General features: G+C 68.0%; 17 protein-coding genes and 1 pseudogene. 10 read left to right on the top strand and 8 right to left on the bottom strand.

The features are described 5' to 3' along the window. Positions 1-208 precede the first annotated feature (208 nt). Together E1265_RS09610 and E1265_RS09605 are read left to right on the top strand one after the other, a co-directional pair. Complete coding sequence (locus tag E1265_RS09610) at positions 209-826, top strand: hypothetical protein (RefSeq protein WP_132929830.1); 618 nt, start codon at positions 209-211, stop codon at positions 824-826. A 68-nt stretch (positions 827-894) separates the two neighbouring features. Continuing rightward, positions 895-1,452, top strand: a complete 558-nt coding sequence (locus E1265_RS09605; protein ID WP_132929829.1) for a hypothetical protein — start codon at positions 895-897, stop codon at positions 1,450-1,452. 156 nt (positions 1,453-1,608) lie between these two features. Here E1265_RS09605 and E1265_RS09600 read toward each other — a convergent pair whose 3' ends face one another. Beyond that, positions 1,609-2,571: a hypothetical protein gene (locus E1265_RS09600; RefSeq protein WP_132929828.1), complete on the bottom strand. Its 963-nt coding sequence runs from the start codon at positions 2,569-2,571 to the stop codon at positions 1,609-1,611. Further along, positions 2,568-2,828 (bottom strand): hypothetical protein, encoded by a 261-nt coding sequence (locus E1265_RS09595; protein ID WP_132929827.1) that lies wholly within the window; start codon positions 2,826-2,828, stop codon positions 2,568-2,570. Before E1265_RS09595 ends, E1265_RS09600 begins: the two co-directional genes overlap by 4 nt. Before the next feature lie 235 nt (positions 2,829-3,063). Here E1265_RS09595 and E1265_RS09590 point away from each other — a divergent pair, with 235 nt between their 5' ends. The 3 genes and pseudogenes from E1265_RS09590 to E1265_RS09580 all read left to right on the top strand — a co-directional run bounded on the left by E1265_RS09590 (position 3,064) and on the right by E1265_RS09580 (position 4,406). After that, the gene (locus tag E1265_RS09590) at positions 3,064-3,318 is read left to right on the top strand and encodes a hypothetical protein (protein WP_132929826.1); all 255 of its coding nucleotides are present in this window, start codon (positions 3,064-3,066) and stop codon (positions 3,316-3,318) included. Between the two features lie 178 nt (positions 3,319-3,496). Beyond that, a pseudogene (locus E1265_RS09585) lies at positions 3,497-3,816 on the top strand (hypothetical protein). Then, positions 3,813-4,406 carry a DUF6879 family protein gene (locus E1265_RS09580; protein ID WP_347877170.1) on the top strand — a complete coding sequence of 198 codons (594 nt, stop codon included), beginning with the start codon at positions 3,813-3,815 and terminating at the stop codon, positions 4,404-4,406. Before E1265_RS09585 ends, E1265_RS09580 begins: the two are co-directional and overlap by 4 nt. 2,315 nt (positions 4,407-6,721) lie before the next feature. Here E1265_RS09580 and E1265_RS09570 read toward each other — a convergent pair. The 3 genes from E1265_RS09570 to E1265_RS09560 form a co-directional block, all read right to left on the bottom strand. Beyond that, positions 6,722-7,291: a DUF6461 domain-containing protein gene (locus tag E1265_RS09570; protein ID WP_132929825.1), complete on the bottom strand. Its 570-nt coding sequence runs from the start codon at positions 7,289-7,291 to the stop codon at positions 6,722-6,724. 298 nt (positions 7,292-7,589) lie between these two features. After that, a complete protein-coding gene (locus tag E1265_RS09565; RefSeq protein WP_132929824.1) occupies positions 7,590-7,850 on the bottom strand; it encodes a hypothetical protein in 261 nt (86 codons plus the stop codon). Between the two features lie 84 nt (positions 7,851-7,934). Beyond that, positions 7,935-9,311, bottom strand: a complete 1,377-nt coding sequence (locus tag E1265_RS09560) for a helix-turn-helix transcriptional regulator (RefSeq protein ID WP_132929823.1) — start codon at positions 9,309-9,311, stop codon at positions 7,935-7,937. Between the two features lie 764 nt (positions 9,312-10,075). Between E1265_RS09560 and E1265_RS40255 the strand changes: the two genes are divergently transcribed. The 3 genes from E1265_RS40255 (at position 10,076) to E1265_RS36940 (ending at position 13,615) form a co-directional block, all read left to right on the top strand. Beyond that, a complete protein-coding gene (locus tag E1265_RS40255; protein WP_279571416.1) occupies positions 10,076-12,259 on the top strand; it encodes an RHS repeat-associated core domain-containing protein in 2,184 nt (727 codons plus the stop codon). A gap of 19 nt (positions 12,260-12,278) precedes the next feature. Next, the gene (locus E1265_RS09550; protein WP_132929821.1) at positions 12,279-12,821 is read left to right on the top strand and encodes an SMI1/KNR4 family protein; all 543 of its coding nucleotides are present in this window, start codon (positions 12,279-12,281) and stop codon (positions 12,819-12,821) included. A gap of 611 nt (positions 12,822-13,432) precedes the next feature. Further along, entirely contained in the window at positions 13,433-13,615 is a 183-nt protein-coding gene (locus tag E1265_RS36940) for a hypothetical protein (RefSeq protein ID WP_165953712.1), read from the top strand. Between the two features lie 43 nt (positions 13,616-13,658). Here the strand turns inward: E1265_RS36940 and E1265_RS09540 are convergent, their stop codons facing one another. Then, positions 13,659-14,261, bottom strand: a complete 603-nt coding sequence (locus E1265_RS09540; RefSeq protein WP_165953711.1) for a deaminase domain-containing protein — start codon at positions 14,259-14,261, stop codon at positions 13,659-13,661. A gap of 429 nt (positions 14,262-14,690) precedes the next feature. Beyond that, positions 14,691-14,951: a hypothetical protein gene (locus E1265_RS09535; protein WP_132929819.1), complete on the bottom strand. Its 261-nt coding sequence runs from the start codon at positions 14,949-14,951 to the stop codon at positions 14,691-14,693. 253 nt (positions 14,952-15,204) lie between these two features. On the opposite strand from E1265_RS09535, the gene E1265_RS09530 reads away from it, so the two are divergent. Continuing rightward, positions 15,205-15,450, top strand: a complete 246-nt coding sequence (locus E1265_RS09530) for a hypothetical protein (RefSeq protein WP_132929818.1) — start codon at positions 15,205-15,207, stop codon at positions 15,448-15,450. A gap of 258 nt (positions 15,451-15,708) precedes the next feature. Beyond that, the gene (locus tag E1265_RS09525; protein ID WP_132929817.1) at positions 15,709-17,565 is read left to right on the top strand and encodes a serine/threonine-protein kinase; all 1,857 of its coding nucleotides are present in this window, start codon (positions 15,709-15,711) and stop codon (positions 17,563-17,565) included. 356 nt (positions 17,566-17,921) lie between these two features. On the opposite strand, the gene E1265_RS09520 is transcribed toward E1265_RS09525, so the two are convergent. Further along, positions 17,922-18,998, bottom strand: a 1,077-nt coding sequence (locus tag E1265_RS09520) for a transcriptional regulator (RefSeq protein WP_207931024.1), incomplete at its 5' end; no start/stop codon positions are given.

Genomic DNA, 18,998 nt, shown 5'->3' with positions numbered 1-18,998 from the left:
ACCGTGGAAGCGCTGGTCCGCTCCGGCCCGGAGGGGCGCGGGGCCATCATGACGGGCCTTCAGGAACTCGAAGTACGGCTACCTGGAGCGCCACCAGGAGCGCGACGAACGCGGTCGCCTCGGCTCAGCCGTCTACCGCATCACCGACTCGCCCCAGCCCACCCTGTCGTCCGAGGCCGCCAGCGGGCAAAAGACCAGGTCAGCACCGATGTCGGAAAACCCGACGACGGATGACCCGATGTCGGGTGATCCGCACCCTAAGAAGAACAAGATCAAGAAGACCAACCAGCAGAAGACCAACCCCTCCCCTCCCTCCGTCCCCGCGAGCGCGAGCGCCGGCGTGTCGCTGTTGCTGGAGATCGGAGTGCGGGAACCGCGCCTCAGCGTTGGAGGGCAGGCCCTCAGCCGCGAAGGACAGCGGCTTGAGACCCTCCTGGCGGCCGGCTGGGACGCGGACGCCCTGCGCACTGCACTGACTGGCGCTCTGCCCGCTAGGGTCACTCACCCCGCTGGCTTCCTCGCCCGCCGGATCAGCCACATCCCGCCGGCGCCCGTGCGTCTGCCGGCGCAGGACACCGGGCCCGAGCGGCGCGCGACCTACACCCCACCCCGCTTCGGCGAACACATCCTCACCCCGGTGTTGCCTGAGTGCGAGGACTGCGGCCGGCCACCGGTGCCTGGCCGCGATCGGTGCGCGGAATGCCTCGGCTGGCCGCTGTGCTCCGGCTGCCAACGTCGCCGTGGCGACCCGGACTCCGCGGGCCTGTGCCGAACCTGTGGCGAAGAGCACCGAGAGCAGGCTGCCGCGTTCCCGGCCGTTTCATGACCCATATCTCGCTCGCCGGGCACGCCAGGAAGTTGCAGAGGGCTGGCTCCCCTCGCCAGCATGTCCGCGTGACCGCTGCCGACCCCATCGCCCGCCTCAAGGCGGCCAAGCGTCGGTTCGACCGCCTCCGCGCCCAACTCCCCGAACGCGAGGCTCGCCGCAACAGCCTGCTGGCCGACTCACACGTCGACCCGCTGAGCGAGGAGGAGAAACAGGAGCGAGAGGCGCGCCGTGCTCGCGGCGAGAAGAACCCACCGGTGCCGGGCCGCGGCCGGCGGACCGAGATCGCCCGGCTCATCGACCAGACCGAGCGCAACGTCCGCAACATCCACGAAGCCGAACTCGCCTACCGCGAAGCGACCAACCGGCCCCGGCGACTGGCTGAACCGGACGCCGCCTTCGCCGAACTTCCGGAGGCCCAGCGGGCCGTCGACGAGGTGATCGCCGCGCGCGACGCCTACTACGCGGCCATCGCCCACGCCCTCCCACCACGCAAGGAAGGAGCTCGCGTCAGCGGAGCGGACGCCGATCGCTTCGGCGAGGTAAGGGAGACCACCGGCCTCGACCCATCGCACCTGCGTCGCATCCAGCGCGCGGTGTTGGAGGGCCGGACCGCGCGGTCGTGAACGTCCTCGGCTGACCGTCGCGGTGCGCGCGACGGTCAACGAATGTTCGAACTCCCGAAGGCCCTGGTCGGCTGCGTACAGCCAGCACGCAGCGCCACCACACCGTGTCAGTGTGGCGGCGCTGCTCATCATGCGCTGCTCACGGACGGCATCGGCTCACCGAGCTGTGGGTCCCGTCGTGGACCGTGTCGAGGTCCTCGGGGCCGACGCTCGTCTGCTGGACGTTCGACGCGGCTCCGAGGCGGCCAGGCGGCCGGTCTCGTTGAGCAGGGACTTGGCGTTGGCCCAGGAGACGCGGACCCGGTCGGCGACATAGTTGGGGCTTAGCGCCACGTGGTCGGGGTCCAGGGCGCGGACCTCCTCGAGCAGCTCCGCGCGGGAGCGTCGCCTCCTTCGATCGGTCGGACCGGTCTTCACCGGGGAGGCCGGTGCATCGACGGCATGGGTGCCCGGAGTCGAGGCCGACGCGGCCCCGATCGGGGCGTCGGTCGGCGCCGATCCCGACCCGGAGTCGGGGATGTCGGTGGTGTCTCCCTGGTCGGCGTGGACGGCGGCTGATCGGGGTTGATCGGGGTATTCGGCGCGGGAGTCTGGCGTTGTCGGGGTGACGGGGACTTCGTGCTCTGTGGCCGGGCCGTCGGCGATTTCCACGCCTCGGTGCATCAGGCCGGCCATCAGGCCCCAGCCGCCGCCGCAGGCGACGGCGGCCACGATCATCGTGATGATCTGGTCGGGCGCCTGGCCGTAGTGGATGTGTGCGGCGGCCTCGGTCGTGTAGCCGAGGGTCGTGGCGGCGATGCCGCTGGCCATGATCCAGCGGCGGCGGAGGATGGAGTTGAGGACCATGGTCGCCTCGCCGGCGATGATGAACGCCTGGACGGCGACCGGCACGGCCCACGTCACGCCGGGGAGCACTCCGGGCTGGTCCAGGTAGGTGTGAAGGGCCATGACGTTCACCCATCCGTTCCACGCCGAGGTGATCGTCAGGATGGCGAGGACCGCGGGCAGGAAGGCGGTGAACACCGCGGTGGCGATGAACGCGGCCTGATCGCGGACCCGCTGCTGAATGGTGCCGGGCATCGCCCTGGGCGCGTGCCGGTGGTCGCTGGGGGCCATCATCGAGCGCCCTTCGACCGCTTGCGGGAGTTGGTGATCCGGAAGCCGTATCCGGCGCGCAGCGGGCAACTGTCGCAGACGGCGGCTGCCTCCAGCCGCTTCGCGTAGGGGACGGGCCCCTCGGAGAACTCGACCTGCTCGAAGAGCTTGACGTTCGCCGCGCAGGCGGCGCGGCCGTGGTCGCTGTTGACGACCGTGCCCACGGCCGCCTTGGAACGGCGGGCCATCGCCGTGATCCGGCGGCTCCCCTGGGTGGTCATCGCGCACCTCGGAGTGCCCGTGTTGTCGCGAGTCTCTGAGAGGTGGTCAGGGGTCGCTTGGGGCTAGGGTTGCGCACGGCTCGTCCTCCAGTGGCGTCTGGTGGTCGGGTGAGAGCCCGTGGTCAGCGGTTGCAGCGCTGGTTGCGGGCTCTCGTGTGTTCAGCCCGCCGGGCCGCCTCCATGGTTGCGCAACATATCTATGTTGCGCAATTTTTGAGTCTCGTACGATGTGGCTATGTCGAGCGAGGGTGAGAGCGAGAGGCGCCGACCGCCGCGCACGGTGCGGATGAAGTCGGCCGATCTCAGGAAGAACATCGTCAAGGTGATGGGGCGTGTTCAGTACGGCCGCGAACACATCCAGGCGGTGCGGTACCAGGAGGCCCAGGCGGTCATCGTTCCCGTCGACTGGTACGAGCGAGCGTGCCGAGCGATGGACGAGGAAGGCCGACTGCCCGCGCTGGACGACGATTCCCCGGGCGCTCACTCCTGAGCGGTCGGGGGCCCGAGGCCGACCGGGGATGCCGGTGGGCGTCGGTCGTCGGCCTTCCGGCTGAGGCGAGGGCGCCGCAGGCTTTGAGGTAACGGAGGGTGATGAACCCTTGACGCTTCATCCTTCGAGGGGGATTGTCGTGCGAGTCGCCGCAACCCACTCGACGCAGGAGGCTGCCGTGCCCCTACGGTTCCTGGGCATCTACCCGAACACCTCCGACGCGGCTCGCCGACCGTCTGGGAGGACCTGACCAACGGAGATCTGCTGATCCAGTCCTACAAGGCGTCGGAGAAGGATGTGGCGGAGTGCCAGGCCGTCGGGTCGGTACCAGGGCACTCCACGGACGTCCCCGACCATGAAACGATCATTCGACTCCCGGCGAGCATGCTGCAGGTCATCCCTCGGCCAGGGGACTTCGAAGCCCGGCGCGAGGCGGCGGCCGAGTCGCCCAGCGAGCGCGAGGACGGGGATGACGACGATGGCAACGGCGGTACGTGACGCCCTCGCCAGGGCGAAGCGCTCGGCGGCTCACCTGGAGATGCGGGACGGCTACATGCTGGACGACCCGGAGCCAGGACCCCGACGACCGCTCCTCGTGGTGGCGGCCCTGGCTCGACGTGGTGGCCGCGACGACGGGGCATGGCGTGGCCATGCGGCGACTGCGCGTGGTCTCGGAGCCGATCAGCGACTACGTCCGGTACGAGTACGACTTGACGTTCACCAACGTGGCCGCCGGCGAGGACGTGCGCTGGCTCCCGGGTTCCCAAGCCTGGGACCTGCTGCCCGCCCTGGACGGCTGGGTCTTCGACGAGGAGGCACTGATCCCGCACCACTTCAGCGGGGACGGGCAGTGGACCGAGCCCGGCATGGAGACCATCAACGACGCCCGCGTCGCCAACGTCAGCCTCGGCGTGGTGCCCATGCGGCCGGACCGCGCCCGCTGGCCCGTCGAGGGCTTCTGGATCTACGTCTCGGTCCAGGTCAACGTCGAGCTGGTCTCGGGCTACCTGACCATCACAGCCCGACGAGGTCACCATGTACGTCGACACCTTCGCCGAACTCGCCGACCTGGCCGTGTACGGCGCTGAGACGACGGCGACGGATGGTCCTGCTACCTCGTCCCTGACGTCGAACGGTTCCTGCCCGCCCCAGCCACCGGCCCGCGGCTGTTCTTCGCTGTCGTCGCCGCGACGGCCGCGATCAACGAGCCCCGGGGCGAAGTGCCAGGCAACTCCGCCTCGGCGAATGGCCACAGCAATGCCGGATCCCACTCGGCGTCGACCGGGCGCTCGGTGTCGCCGAGTACGTCATCGCCGATGCCGTCCTCACCCCCATCCAGCCGAAATGACAGCAGGCTGGCTGTTGCTGCTCGCTGTACTCCATGGGGCCGGTCGGGCACAGTCTGGGGCGGAACAGGATTTCGCTATGCACGTTCGCCTGTCACACAGCTTCGGGCCGAATCCTCGCTCGTGTGTGGAGCGGCGGCCGCATTACGTCAGGGCGTGGCTGCCCTAGAACTGACCAGGCCAACGACCACAGGGGCGGCCGGCAGGGCACGACGCTCCCAGTGCGCTGACGCTGGGCGCGGCGACCAGCAGGAACCCCTACAGGCGCGACGAAAAGGCGCGGTGACTGAAGGGGGATCAGATTTCGTCAACTCGCGTGACTGCACATACTTGTCCTGTAGGCCGTCCGAACATGTGAAACCCGTGTTCAGATGGCGTACGAGCCCGCTCATAAGCCGCCTAGCGCCGCCTGGCCGACGACTACTCGTCCCACACCGCTCCAGGAAGCTGAGCCCATACTTTCAAGCCAATTCGGAGGTGTTGGTCTTGGCGGCAGCTTGCGAAGGGTAGCCACCGGGCGCATTGACGGGCAGGGGGGCTGTGCCGTTCCTTGAGGCAACGGGCCGATCACGTTCACATGCTCCTCTGGTCACGAGTTGTGCTGGTGCATGCTGCCAGCCGAACGAGGGGTGTCGGTTGCGAAGACGAATTGTGTTACGGGCGCTGTGCGCTATCAGTATCATCCTGGGCATCATCGCCCCATCGGCTCTAGCTCAAAGCACGGCATCTAGCCAAGAGGCCGACTGGGGGCTCATACTTCCTCCCCCTAACCCCAACGCGCCGCCGATAGACTTCATGGAGACGAACCCACCGGTGGCTGCGACGGCTTTAAGTCGCTCATCTCTCCCGTCCGTGGAGGAGGGGTGCGGACCGGAGGATGAGCAGGGCAACAGTCTCTGCATTGGTTTCGGCGGAGAAGCTCAACTTTCCGCCGAACTCGAAAATCGTCTGCCGTGGACCCCGGCCTGCTGCCGTGGTGCGATTCCACTGTCTCGGGTAACGAGTACGATCGGTTCGGGGCGTGCCTGAACGGATTTAGCCCGCTGACCGCAGTACTCAAGCGTAATGGTGTCCCAGTCGGTACAGCCACGTGGGCAATGCGGCAGGAAATTAGGTTGTCGCCCACAAGGCCAACAATCGAGCAGTCAATTTGGCTTGTGCCTGTCTCGATGGATCCCGCGCTCGGGTCTGTAACGCTCTACTGGGCTCCCCAGGATTCCTGTGGAACTCGCTGCACTCGTGGGATGCAGACCTGGGATGGCGGCGCACTCACCTGGACACCCACCGACCTCCACTCGGTGCGAGGGCGACTCGACATGAGCTGGACCCAGGGATCCGGCGAGTGGTCATTCTTGCTGGGCTGGGTCATGCGCGCCACCTCACCAGTGGCAGCTCCAGCGGACACCGAATGGTCATTCATAGAAAGCGACATCAACTGCGATGCCCTCGTGTCGAGCACTCAGGGGTGCACCTTCGAAGACTACATCCCGACCTACACCATCAACACAGATGCGTACCCTCTCGCGGCAGGCTTCGTTTGGGTGATGAGAGTAGGGAATTCTGCGCACCCAGGCAGCAGAGCTCATCAATCCCCGCTCCATAGACTTGCCGATGACGGCGCCGCGAATGCTAATCGCAGAAGAATCTGTGACTCAACCTTCACTGCCCACCCAGAGACGTGGAACCCGTCGTGCGACGAGTACGCCTTCGCCGCGTCTCGAGAGAGCGGCGGCACTGTGGTTCAGAGCGGCGCTGAATGCGCTCAGTTCGCGCTTCGAGGAACCCCGGAGCAGTTCAGGTTCACGGCAGATCCCCGATACCCGGCGCCTACCTGGAACGAGGCCTGCGGACGGGCCAGCATGCCTTTGGATCAAAACGAAGGAGTTGGACGCGACCTAGGGCGCTTTGTCCAAGACATGCGAATAGTCAACTGGGACGCATACTATGTCGCGACCCCTCTGTTCGACCAGCGCTGTGAAGACGTCGATGAGTGGTGCGATATAACCTAGCCTGGACGGTGCGGCCCTTTCTGTTGCGGTGAAGGGCCGCGCCGCCGTTCAGTTCAGTACGCCGGATAGCAGTCGGCCCGTTGCCACGTGACTTCGCGGAACGTATGCATTGAACGCTTCGCTTGCCATGCGCAGGATCACGTCATCGCCGTTTATAATTTCTCCGTCCGTGGCAGAGGCGGTAAGGCGCTCCAGCCAACTGAGAAGGCGATCCGGGTCGCTTCCGCTTCGTATATTTGGTGTCGTTGGGTCGAACGAGCAGACCACATGGCCAAACTCGGCAAACGTGAATCGATGTGTGATGTCGGCTGTTTTGAGAAGTGCTAGCGCTTGAGTTCCTTCCGATACGTTCTCCAGTATGGCTGGTCTGGCGCCATGGCTTCCCGCGTCCTCGATCGAGTAGGCCCAGTCTCGGTGCGCGCCTACGCGGACCACTGATTGGCTCCATGGCAATCCAGTCTGCTTTTCTGCGGCTTCAGTCAACGTCATGTGTGCTGAAATGCTTAAGTCTGCACCCAGTCGGGATAGTAGCTCCTCGGGGGTCAGTCCTCGGGCAAATGTCAGGCAATAGCCGGTTTCGTATAGATCCGGAAGCCAGCTCTTACCACTGCCAGGCATACAGAGTCCCTTCAGCTCCACCGCACGTCTGGCGGCTGCTGCGCCTCATTGCGATTACATGAACCAGTTTAATGTCGAACGCCCTTTCCCATGTGACGGGAGAAGCTGGCGGAACCTTGGCCGGCGCTTATCCCCGCGCCCGAGCTGGTGGCCAACAGGCCTTGATCACAATCTGCAATCGCCTCACGAGCGAGGCCGCCACCTCTTTATGCTTCGATCGAGGGTGCTCGAAGCGGGGGAACTCCTTGCTTGCTCGACACCTGCGCGATGCAGGTCGCGCGGGCGCGGGCACGTGCATCTACGCCAACCGGTGCCAGCATTCAACGACCAGGGCTCGCCACCGCTGCAGGATGGCGGGTTCGCCGTCGATCCACCGTGCCGTGGAGGGGCCCTGGTGGGGGAGGTCGGCCATGAAGTGGGCGATGTCGACGTAGTAGGTGTGGTCGCCGCTGGTGGTGAGCTCGCGTAGGTGCTCGATGACGGCGGCGAGCTGCTCCTGGTAGCCGGTGACGACGTGGTGGAAGCGAGGGCGCCAGGCGCCCACCGTCGTCGACGACATGCCGCATCCCGAGGCGGCGTGGTCACGTGTCTTCGAGGGCGCGGAGCCGCCCGGATGAAGCCGGGCGATGCGCACGGGGCGATGCTAGGCGACCAGGACCGTACGGGCTCGTTCGTGGAAGTCGCGGGCGGAGGGCTCGGTGCTGGTGATCATCTGGTCGGCGAGGTCGAGGAGGGGGGCGGCGCTGCGGCGGGAGCTGATGTCCTCGGCGAGGTCGAGGGCTCGGTTGGCGGTGTCGACGGCGCGTTCGATCTCGCCCTGCTGGAACTGGACGTCGGCCTGGCGGGTGAGGAACCACATTCGGTCGCGGACCCGGTCGTGGGGGAACGAGGCCAGGGCGATGTCGAACGTGGCGGAGGCCTGGTCGAGTTGGCCCATGTTGTGGTGGCTGGAAGCTGCGCTGGCGAGGAGCTCGGGGCGGTCGTACCAGTAGGTCCAGGCGGGGTCGTCCTCGATGCGGTTGTCGGCTTCGGCGAGGAGTTCGTCGGCACGTTCGAGGTCGGCCCAGCAACGGTCGTCGCCCAGCTTCGCTCTCGCTCGGCCTCGGTGGGAGGCGAACATGGACTGGACGCGCAGGGTGCTGCGGCCCCGGACGGCGGCCAGTCCCGCCGAAGCCATGGCCTCGGCGTCCTGAGGGCGGTCGGTGTTCCGTGCCGCAGTGGCCCAGAAGGCGAGGACATTGGCGCCGAGGGCGTCGTCGCCGGCGATCTTCGCGGCCCGCAGCGCGGTCTCGAACATTCCGTCCGCGCACTCGCCGTGGATGTCGAAGGTGGCGGCGGCGCGCTGGCGGCCGAGGTCGGCGGCGGCCGCGTACAGGCGAGCGCGGTGTTCGTCGCTGTAGCTGCGGGTGCGGAGCAGGCCGTTGACGAGGGCGAGCGCGCTGGCCGTCTCGGGCAGGATCGCGCCGCCGCCGTCGGCGTCGTCGAGCCGCCAGAGAGACCGAACGCGTTCCTCGATCCGTGCGACGGCGGCCTCGCCGATGCGCTGGCCGGTGGTCATCTGGCCTGCGGCGACGGGGTCCGCGGTGAGCCAGGCGAGGAGGGAGGCGGTCAGGGTGCCGCCGGAGATGAGGACCAGTTCCCTGCGTGTGACGTCCATGGGTGCACCACCTGTGATGTCATTGAGCGCCTGGGCCGCGCCGGGCAGGGTCCAGGGCAGCGGAGCGGGTCGTTGGGCGGGATCGTCGGCGAGCCACTGAGGCCATGGTCGCTCATCCACCAACTGGCGTGGAATACCCAACTCGTCCGCGATGAGCTGTTGGGTGGGGCGATCGGGCGTTCGATCCTTCTCCCAGTGGCACACGCCGTCGCGCCCGGTCCCCAGGGGCCGGCCCGCCTCGACGCTGCGGTGGCGCAGGCGGCGGGCGAACTCGGCCTGCGTCAGGTCACGCGCCTCGCGGGCGCGTTTGAGCAGGTAGCCGAGGGGGCGCTTGGCCTTGGGGGAGGGGCGTGTGCTGGTCATCCGGCCTCCGCTCTCACTTGTCTGCGGACACACGCGGTGAACGCACTGTAGCTGAGCGCTTCGCATTGCGGCAGGTCAGCGGGTGTTGCTCCGTGTTGCTCGTGGCGGCAGCGGGTGGCAACGCGATTGACCTACCGCCGAGTTCGTGACCTTCGGCAGCGTTGAAGGGCCGCCATCTCACCGTCGAGATCCGCCCTGGAGGACCTCATGCCCCCGTTGCCGAAACATCTGCTCGTCTGCACCGACGACATCCGAGGTCGCTGGCTGGCCACCGGCGGCGACAAGCCGGTCCGCGAGTCCGGCCTCGTGGAGCACACCCACCAGCTGCTGGCCGGCCTCGCACGCCGACACCCCGGCATGCACGTCACGCTCGCCTACACCGGCGCCGCCGAACCCGGGCCGCCGGCCGAGTTGTTGACCCCGGAGGGCACGCGGGTGCGAGCCATGCCGATCGCGACGCAGTTCCCGGAGCACCTGTACGACCGCAGCGACCGGACCTGCCCCGTCCGCACCCACCGCTGCTACGAGGGCGCCGTCGAGCACCCGGACAACGTACTGTGGCGCTCGCTGGCCGAGCAGTCGCCGTCACTGACGCCCTCGGTGCGGTCACCCAGCTGCGCTGTAACGCCGCCGGCCTGCCAGTGGAGATCACCGACCCGCTGGGCAACCGATCCACCCGCGCTCTGGACGCGTTCGGCCGTTCAGTCACGGAAACCGACCTGCTGGGCGGCGAGATGCGTACCCGGTGGACCATGGAGGGCCGTATGGCCCACCGGATCGACCCGGACGGTGCCGAACAGAGCTGGGCCTACGACGGCGAGGGCAACTGCCTGTCCCACACCGGCGTCGGCGGCAGGTCGACCCGGTTCGAGTACACCCACTTCGATCTGCTCGCCGCCCGGACCGACCCGGACGGCACCGGCTACACCTTCCGCTACGACGCCTCGCTGCGCTTGACCGAGGTCACCGGCCCGGACGGCAGGTCCTGGAGTTACACCTACGACGTGGCCGGGCGGCTGGTGGCCGAGACCGACTTCGACGGCCGCCGGTTCGATTTCCGGCTGGACGCCGCCGGCCGTATCGCGGCCCGGGTCAACCCCTCCGGCCAGGAGGTCGCCTACACCTACGACCCGCTGGGCGAGCTGGCGTCGAAAACCGTGGACGGCGCGGTCACCACCTACGAACGCGATCTCAACGGCGTGCTGCTCCGGGTGACCGGACCGGAGTGCACGATCGACTGGGAGCGGGACGCGGCCGGCCGAGCGCTCGCCGAGACGGTCGATGGGCACACCCTGACCCACCGCTACGACCGGGCAGGCCAGCCACGCGAACGCGTCACGCCCGCCGGGACACGCACCGTCTACGATTTCGACGCCGCGGGCCGCCTGGTCGCACTGGGCGCGCCGGGCCGGCAGTTCCGCCTCGGCCTGGACGCGGCGGGCCGGGAGATCAGCCGCAGCCACGGCGACGCCTTCGCCCTCATCCAGGAGTGGGACTCCGCCGGACAGCTCACCTCCCAGACGCTCACCACAGCCCGCGGGCCGGTGGTCGGCCGCGCCTACGCCTACCGCGCCGACGGATACCCGCAGGGCGTCGACGGCCGCGACGGCATTGCGACCCGCTTCGGCCTGGACCCCGACGGTCGCGTGCTGAGCGTGGACGCGGATGGCTGGTCGGAGCGATACGCCTATGACGCGACCGGTGCTCTGACCCACGCGTCCTGGCCCGAGCACCTTCCCGGCCAGGAGACACGCGGCGATCACGAGCGCTCCGGACTGCTGCTGAACCGCGCCGGACGGGTGCACTACACCTACGACGCGGCCGGCCGCGTGATCGAGTGCCGGCGCACCCGCCTGTCCCGCAAGCCGGACATCTGGCGCTACACCTGGGACGGCGAGGACCGGCTCGTCTCCGTCACCACGCCCGACGGCACGGTATGGCGATACCGCTACGACCCGTTCGGACGGCGCGTGGCCAAGCTCCGGATGGCCGCGGACGGCACCGTGGCCGAGGAGACCCGCTTCACCTGGGACGGGCAGACCCTGGTGGAACAGACCACCATCTCTCCCGACGCGACCCACCGGATCACCCTGACGTGGGAACACGACGGACTGCGGCCGGTCTCCCAGACCGAGTCGCGCGTCAACGCCACGTCGCCGGAGGAGATCGACCGCCGGTTCTTCGCGATCGTCACCGACCTGGTCGGCACACCGACCGAACTCATCGACGAGTCAGGGGACATCGCCTGGAGCGCCCGCTCCACCCTGTGGGGCGTCACCGGCTGGCTGCCGGGCGCGACCGCGTACACCCCCCTGCGTTTCCCCGGCCAGTACGCCGATCCGGAGACCGACCTCCACTACAACCTGTACCGCTACTACGACCCGCGGACAGCCCGCTACGCCAGCATCGATCCACTCGGGCTGGGAGGGGCGCTCAACCCGGTGACCTACGTGCCCAACCCACAGGTCTGGGTGGACCCGGAGGGACTCTCCCCGTACGAGCCGGCGGACCCGACCTGGGGCGGCAGGGTGCAGTACTCGCCGCTCGGCCCGGGCGGGCGTGCGACGGGCGTCAGGGCGTTCATCCAGAGCGACATGCTCGGCGGCCGCACCCGGCCGGGAGTCATGCCCCCGGGCTTCGCCTGGCGGCAGGGCAACAACCGCACCCACCTGCTCGGCGCCCAGCTCGGCGGTTCGAACCGCATGCCAGAGAACTTTGTGACCTTCCGGCGGTTCGCCAACTCCCCCGTGATGCGGCACATCGAGAACCAGGTGGCCGCCGCGGCACAGCACCAGGACATCACCTACACGGTCACCCCGATCTACGCGAGCAACGCGGACGTGGTACCTGTGGGGATCACCATCGAGGCGTACGGCTCCAACGGCTTCACGTTCACCCCTTACGGCGCCTCGAACGCCACCAACAGCATCACCATCCTCAACGTCTAGATCCCAGGTGAGTGGCCCGATGAACGAAGCACTGGCAGAGCTCGTCCGCGTCGCACCGCCCGGCGCGGCTCCCGGCGCCTCCGACTGGTCCCGGACGGCTGCGGCACTGGGCGTGGACGCACTGCCCGCGGACTACACGGAGCTCGCCGACCGGTACGGCGGGGGCCACTTCGACGACTACCTCTGCCTCCTGCACCCCGGATGCGTGAACCCCGACTACAACCTCCTCGCCGTCGCCCGCCAGCAGGCCCAGGCACTGCCGGAACTATGGAAATTCGAGCCCAAACCGCCCCAGTTGCGGGCCCCGGACCACCGCGTCGTGCCCTGGGCGATCGCGGAGGACGGTCAGACGCTGTACTGGCTCATCGCCCCCGGGCAGGAGCCGGCCCGCTGGACCGTGATGGTCAGCGAAGGCCGCGGCCCCTACTGGGAGCACCACGACACCGGAAGCACCGGGTTCCTGGCGGCGCTGCTCACAGGACGACGACAGTCCGAGATCCTGGGTGACCTGTCGGGCCCCGACCACCGCTTCGATCCGCTGCCCACCACTCTCGGCCACTGACCTCGGACCGGCACGGGGTCTGTCAAACGAGTGGCTCTGTGTCACTTTCGGTGGTGACGTACGGCGACTTCCGCTACGTCTGGTGATTCACCCAGCTCGCAGCAGAAGCCGACGCTCGGGCCCTGCTCCGCAGACGACAGCGGCGACGCCCCGGGGACGGGTACCGGAACGAGTTGACCAGCCATTCTCGGCGCTACCCTCTGTGACCACCGAAAGTGAGACAGAGCCGATCGTTTGACAGTCCCGAGGTTGGTGACCCAGGTCTCGGTTGCGGGATTTTGAAATGGGTGACGGCCTCCGCGTAGTAGCGCGACACCCCACTCGATGCCCGCCACGACGCCGATCGGCGGCAGGTCGGTGTGGTCGATGCCGTCCAACGAAGGTGGCTGCCCTGGCAAGGGGCAGCCACCTTGGCCGTGGTCAGGGTCGGGGCTTTGTGTACTCGGGTGAGACCGCTTCTACCGGCTCTGTGCCCGCTTCCAGGCTTCGAAGAGTTCCGTGGCTAGCCAGTGGCCCGAAACTTTAGCGAGTTCCTCAGGGCTCATGCCGGTGCTGCTTGATCGGCGGGTGGGGTCAGCGCCACGAGCCAGGAGAAGGACGGTCATGTCGACGTGAAGCGGGGTGCCCCGCTGCGTGGCGCCGTCGCGTTCGACATCCACCGCGTGATGGAGAAGCGACGACCCGAACTGGGCCTCTTCCACGTCGGCTCCTGCGTCGAGTGCCTCGCGGAGAGCGAGCAGATCATGGTTCTCTACAGCTCGGTTTGCCGGGCTTCGGGTGATCCGGGGCGGTAGACCGCCAGCCATGGGGGAGGAAAATTCTTGACTCATCAGTGCTCTACCCGTGAGTGACGTTGACAGTGACGTTCGGAAACTCGTTCCGGAACTGGTTGATGACATCGTTGCAGCTGTTGCAGACGGGCAACTCTGTGTACAGGTCAATGACGCCGTCCACGTCGTCTGATGCCTCCCCGATCTGGTTGGCGATATAGGTGAGAAGCCGGTACTCGGTGTCCGTCGTACGGTCGTTATCCTCCCCTTCGAGCTGCCGAGGAAGGAAGCGCTGAGGGTTCCTCGGGTCGCCTACCCAGGGGACGAGTCCTTCGTACCGGTCGCCGCGTCCGCTCACGGAGAAGAGCCGTGGCAGACCGATCCCAAAGATGTCCACGTCGGCGACGCCGACATTTCGGTCCCCTCCAAGTTCGAGTGCGTCCCGCAGGGCTCGGGCTGCATCTCGAATCAGACAGCCGGAGATGGGCGAGGTGCGGAGCGAGTTCTCGGCCGCTCGGAGGGTAACTCCCGAGGAGGGGACTCCGATGCGGCAGGGATTGTTGCGCAGACGCTGGATCAGGTCTTCGTAGCGGTCAAGGGTTCGGCGGGCTCGCTGGACTGCGGACCAGTGGTCGGCGGCCCGCGAAGCCGTGCGGATGGCGGTGCGCACGGCGTCGAAGCCCTTGATGGGGGCGAGGAAGAGGCTACCGATGTCGAGGAGTGACCATAGGCAGCTTGCGACGTCGCCCTGACCAAGGCAGCGGCGCAGGTCGTTGATGCCGATGAATTCGAGGAGGATTTCGCCGCCATTGGCGATGAGCCAGTCGATGACGTCCCGGTTGGCCTGGTTCCGGGCCTGCCGGTATTCGTCGACACAAGTCTGACCGCACTCGGCGAGGAGCAGCGCCTCGTCATCGAGCGAGAGGGGTGGACCGCCGAAGCCAGTCTCGCCGGTTTCCGGGTCAGGGGTGGTCTGGGCGAGTTCGGCCTGTCGGGCTTCCCATTCCCGGCGTGCTTCTCAAGGCGGCCTGGGAGCGGACCCGATCCTGGATGGTCCCGGGGGCGGCGCCGGTGGCGCGTCGGCGGTGGTGACTGGACATCATCGACCCCGCTTCGGCTGCTGCCGAGAGGCGATGATCCGGAACCCGCAGCCGGCGCGCAGCGGGCAACTGTCGCAGATCGCGGCGGCCTCCAGCCGCCTCGCGTAGGAGGCGCCGCCCTCCGCGAACTCGACCTGCTCGAAGAGCTCGACGTGGGCCGCGCACGCCGCGCGGCCCTGGTCGCTGTTCACGACCGTGCCCACGGCCGCCTTGGCGCGGCGGGCCATCGACGCGATCGTGCGGTAGTTGCGCCTGGTCATTGCGCCCCCCTGACGGCGGTGTCGGCGAGGGGCGTCCGTCTCGTTGTGAGGTCCTGAGGGGTGTTCAGGGGTGGTGCGAGGCTAGGGTTGCGCACAGCTCGTCCTCCCAGTAGTGGCTGGTGGTCGGGAGAGAGCCCGTGCCAGCGGTTGCAGCGCTGGGTGCGGGCTCTCGTGCGTTCAGCCCGCCGGGCTGCGACCAGTGTTGCGCAACATCTGTATGTTGCGCAACATGTGCCACCCGTACGATACGGCTATGTCGAACGAGACTGGGGGCGGTAGCCGTCTGCCGCGCACTGTGCGGATGAAGTCCGCGGACCTGCGGAAGAACATCGTCAAAGTGATGGGCCGCGTGCAGTACGGGCGTGAGCACATCCAGGCAGTGCGCTATCAGGAGGCGCAGGCGGTGATCGTGCCGGTGGAGTGGTACGAGAACGCGTGCCGCGCCTTGGAGGAGGAGGGAAGGCTACCGGCGGTCGAGGATGACACGGCCGGTCTCTAGGGACTCCAACGAGGTCGCCGGTGCCGCCAAGCACGCTTTCCACGAGGGTGTGCTGGCCAGCACCCGCTCCCCAGCCAGGGGCGCGCTGAAGATGGAAGGCGGATCCGGGGCCAAGAAGGCCACCCCTCTGAACGCCGCTGCTGCTTAGCGGCTTCCTGGGCGTAACGGATGTGTCGCCTGTGCGGTCGCTTTACGATCCCCATCGCGGTGGTTCGCAAGCAGTAGAGACAAAAACGTTCGAATGGGGGAGGCGTCGCAGTGCGAGACCAGCTCTTCGGGGGCCGTTACCGGTTGGTGCGGGAGCTCGGTGAGGGTGGCATGGGGCAGGTTTGGGAGGCGCAGGATGAGACGCTGGGGCGGCCTGTGGCGGTCAAGGTGATCTCCCTGCTCGCCGGCGGCGGAAGCCGCGGCGATCAGGCACGCGCTAGGTTCCTGCGCGAGGCACGGATCACCGCTCGGCTGCAGCACCCCAACATCGTCACCATCCACGACCTCGGCGAGGCCAGCACTGAGGGTGACAGGGTGCCGTTCCTGGTGATGGAGCTGATCCGAGGCGAGGGCCTGGACGCGATGCTGCGCCGAGGCGCCGTGACCTTGCTGGACGCCGCCCGGTGGGGCGCACAGATAAGTGACGCACTTGCTGATGCGCACAACACCGGGATCATGCACCGGGACATCAAGCCCTCGAACATCTTCATCACGCCGTCCGGCATGGTGAAGGTCCTCGACTTCGGCCTCGCGAGAGCAGCCGACCCCAATGCGACCGTGGACCGCCTCACCCAGACCGGCTACATCGTGGGTACGCCCCCCTACATGGCCCCCGAACAGGCGCGCGGCTTCCCGGAACCACGCAGCGACCTGTACGCGCTCGGCTGCCTCCTCTTCGAGCTGATCACAGGCCAGTTGCCCTTCCAGGCCCCCGACACCCTTGGCTACCTCACGGCACACCTCACGCAGGAACCGCCCACACCGAGCTCGGTGCGGGTGGGTATCCCATCTGCCTGGGACGACCTTGTGCTCACCTTGCTGCACAAGGACCCCGACCAGCGGTACTCGAACGCCGTCGACCTGGCTCAGGCGCTACGGCAACTCGACCACGCGCCCAAGTCCGAGTCGCCGGCGCACTCGTTCACCTTGCCTCCCACCAAGCCGGACATCCCTGTTACGCCAGAGCCAGGGGAGTACCTCTTCGCTACCAGTATCGGCGCGGACGGAACGGTGCGGTTGTGGGACCCGGCCACCGGCCGCCCTACCAGCCAGCCCCTGACCGGCCACACCGGCACCGTGTTTCGGATGGCGTTCTCACCCGATGGCCGCCTCCTCGCTACCGGCAGCATGGACACAACGGTGCGGTTGTGGGAGACCGCCACCGGCCAGCTCGTCGGTAAACCCCTGACCGGCCACAGCGGCACCGTGGAAGATGTGGCGTTCTCTCCCGACGGTCGGCTTCTCGCTACCGGCAGCATGGACACAACGGTGCGGTTGTGGGACCCCGCCACTGGCCAACCTGTCGGCGAACCTCTGACGGGCCACACCGAATGCGTGGTGGGAGTGGCGTTCTCTCCCGACGGTCGGCTTCTCGCTACGGGCAGCATGGACACAACGGTGCGGTTGTGGGACCCCGCCACTGGCCAACCCCTCGGCGAACCCCTGACGGGCCACACCGGCCACGTGCTGAGGGTGGCGTTCTCTCCCGATGGCCGGCTTCTCGCCACCGGGAGCAGAGACTGGACGGTGCGGTTGTGGGACCCCGCCACCGGCCAACCCGTGGGCAAACCCCTGACGGGCCACACCAACAACGTCTGGGAGCACGGTTTCTCCGTCGACAGCTCCTTGCTTGCGACCTTCGACGAGGACAACACGGTACTGCTGTGGGACCCCGCCACTGGCGAGCGCGTCGGCCAACCCTGGACCGGCCCCGCCAACGGCTCCATACACGTGGTGCATTCCTCCGACGGCTCCCTGCTGGTAGCCAGCGTCGACGGCGGCGAGGACAGAACGGTGCGGCTGTGGGACCCCGCCACCAGACAGCCTTTCGGTCAGCCCATGAACACCCACACCAGCCAGGCGCTGTACTTGGCGCTCTCTCCGCGCATCAAACACCGCACGCGATGAATGTTGAAAAACTCCAGGAACCGCGCCCCGCTCACCAGGCAGCCCGACTCCGGGTGAGCGCAGTAACCAGCAGCGCCACTCCACCGATTTGAGGCGACCGCGACGTGCCTCCCGGGGCGGAAGCCTGGTGATGGACGGTCCTCTGATCGTCTTTGTCGGCCCGCTGGCCTTTGCTTCTGCGGAGCTGTGCTGAATCGCGGCATCACCGGGGCGGCAGTTGCCGAACGTGTGGGAGGCATGTCAGCCCGGAAGGGGTAGCGCCTACTGAACAGGGCCTGCGCAGCGTGTGATCCGAGTCCGGTGACGCGCCACTGGATCCTTGCTCTCGACTGCCTCCCACACTGGCCGATGGGAGGCTACGCGACCAGGACCGTGCGGGCTCGTTCGTGGAAGTCGCGGGCGGAAGGCACAGTGCTGGTGCCCATCTGCTCGGCGAGGTCGAGGAGTGGAGTGGCGCTGCGGCGGGAGCTGATGTCCTCGGCGAGGTCGAGGGCTCGGTTGGCGGTGTGCGCTGCGTGTTCGACCTCGCCCTGCTGGAACTGGACGTCGGCCTGGCGGGTGAGGAACAGCGTCCGGTCGCGGACTCGGTCGCTGGGGAAGAGCGCGATGGCGGTCTCGAACAGCGCGGCGGCCCGCTCAAGCCGGCCCATCTCGCGGTGGCTGGAGGCGGCGCCGGCGAGAGCTTCGCCGCGGTCATACCAGTAGGCCCAGGCGGGGTCGTCCTCGATGCGGTTGTCGGCTTCGGCGAGGACTTCTTCCGCGCGGTCGAGGTCCGCCCAGCAGCGGTTGTCGCCGAGGCTCGCTCGGGCGCGTCCTCGGCGGGCGGTGAGCATGGCCTCGACGCGTGCGGTGGTGCGGCCTCGGACGGCGGCCAGGCCGGCTGAGGCCATGGCTTCGGCGTCCTGGGGGCGGTTGGTGTTCCTCGCCGCCGTGGCCCAGAAGGCGAGGACGTTGGCACCGAGAGCGTCATCGCCTGCGATCTTCGCGGAGCGGAGCGCGGAGTCGAACATTCCGTCCGCGCACTCGCCGTGGATGTCGAAGGTCGCGGCGGCGCGCTGGCGGCCGAGGTCGGCGGCGGCGGCGTAGAGGCGGGCGCGGTGCTCGTCGCTGTAGCTGCGGGTGCGCAGGAGGCCGTTGACGAGGGCGAGCGCGCTGGCGGTCTCGGGGAGGATCGCGCCGCCACCGTCGGCGTCGTCGATCCGCCAGAGGGTCTGAACGCGCTCCTCGATCCGCGCGACCGTCGCCTCGCCGATGCGCCGACCAGTCGTCACCTGGCCGGCGACGGCTGGGTCTGCGGTGAGCCAGGCGAGGAGGGAGGCGGTCAGGGTGCCGCCGGAGATGAGGACCAGTTCCCTGCGTGTGACGTCCATGGGTGCACCACCTGTGATGTCATTGAGCGCCTGGGCCGCGCCGGGCAGGGTCCAGGGCAGCGG

This window comes from Streptomyces sp. 8K308 (assembly GCF_004348315.1).
Classification (GTDB): Bacteria; Actinomycetota; Actinomycetes; order Streptomycetales; family Streptomycetaceae; genus Streptomyces.
This window is presented reverse-complemented; position numbering and strand designations above follow the sequence as displayed.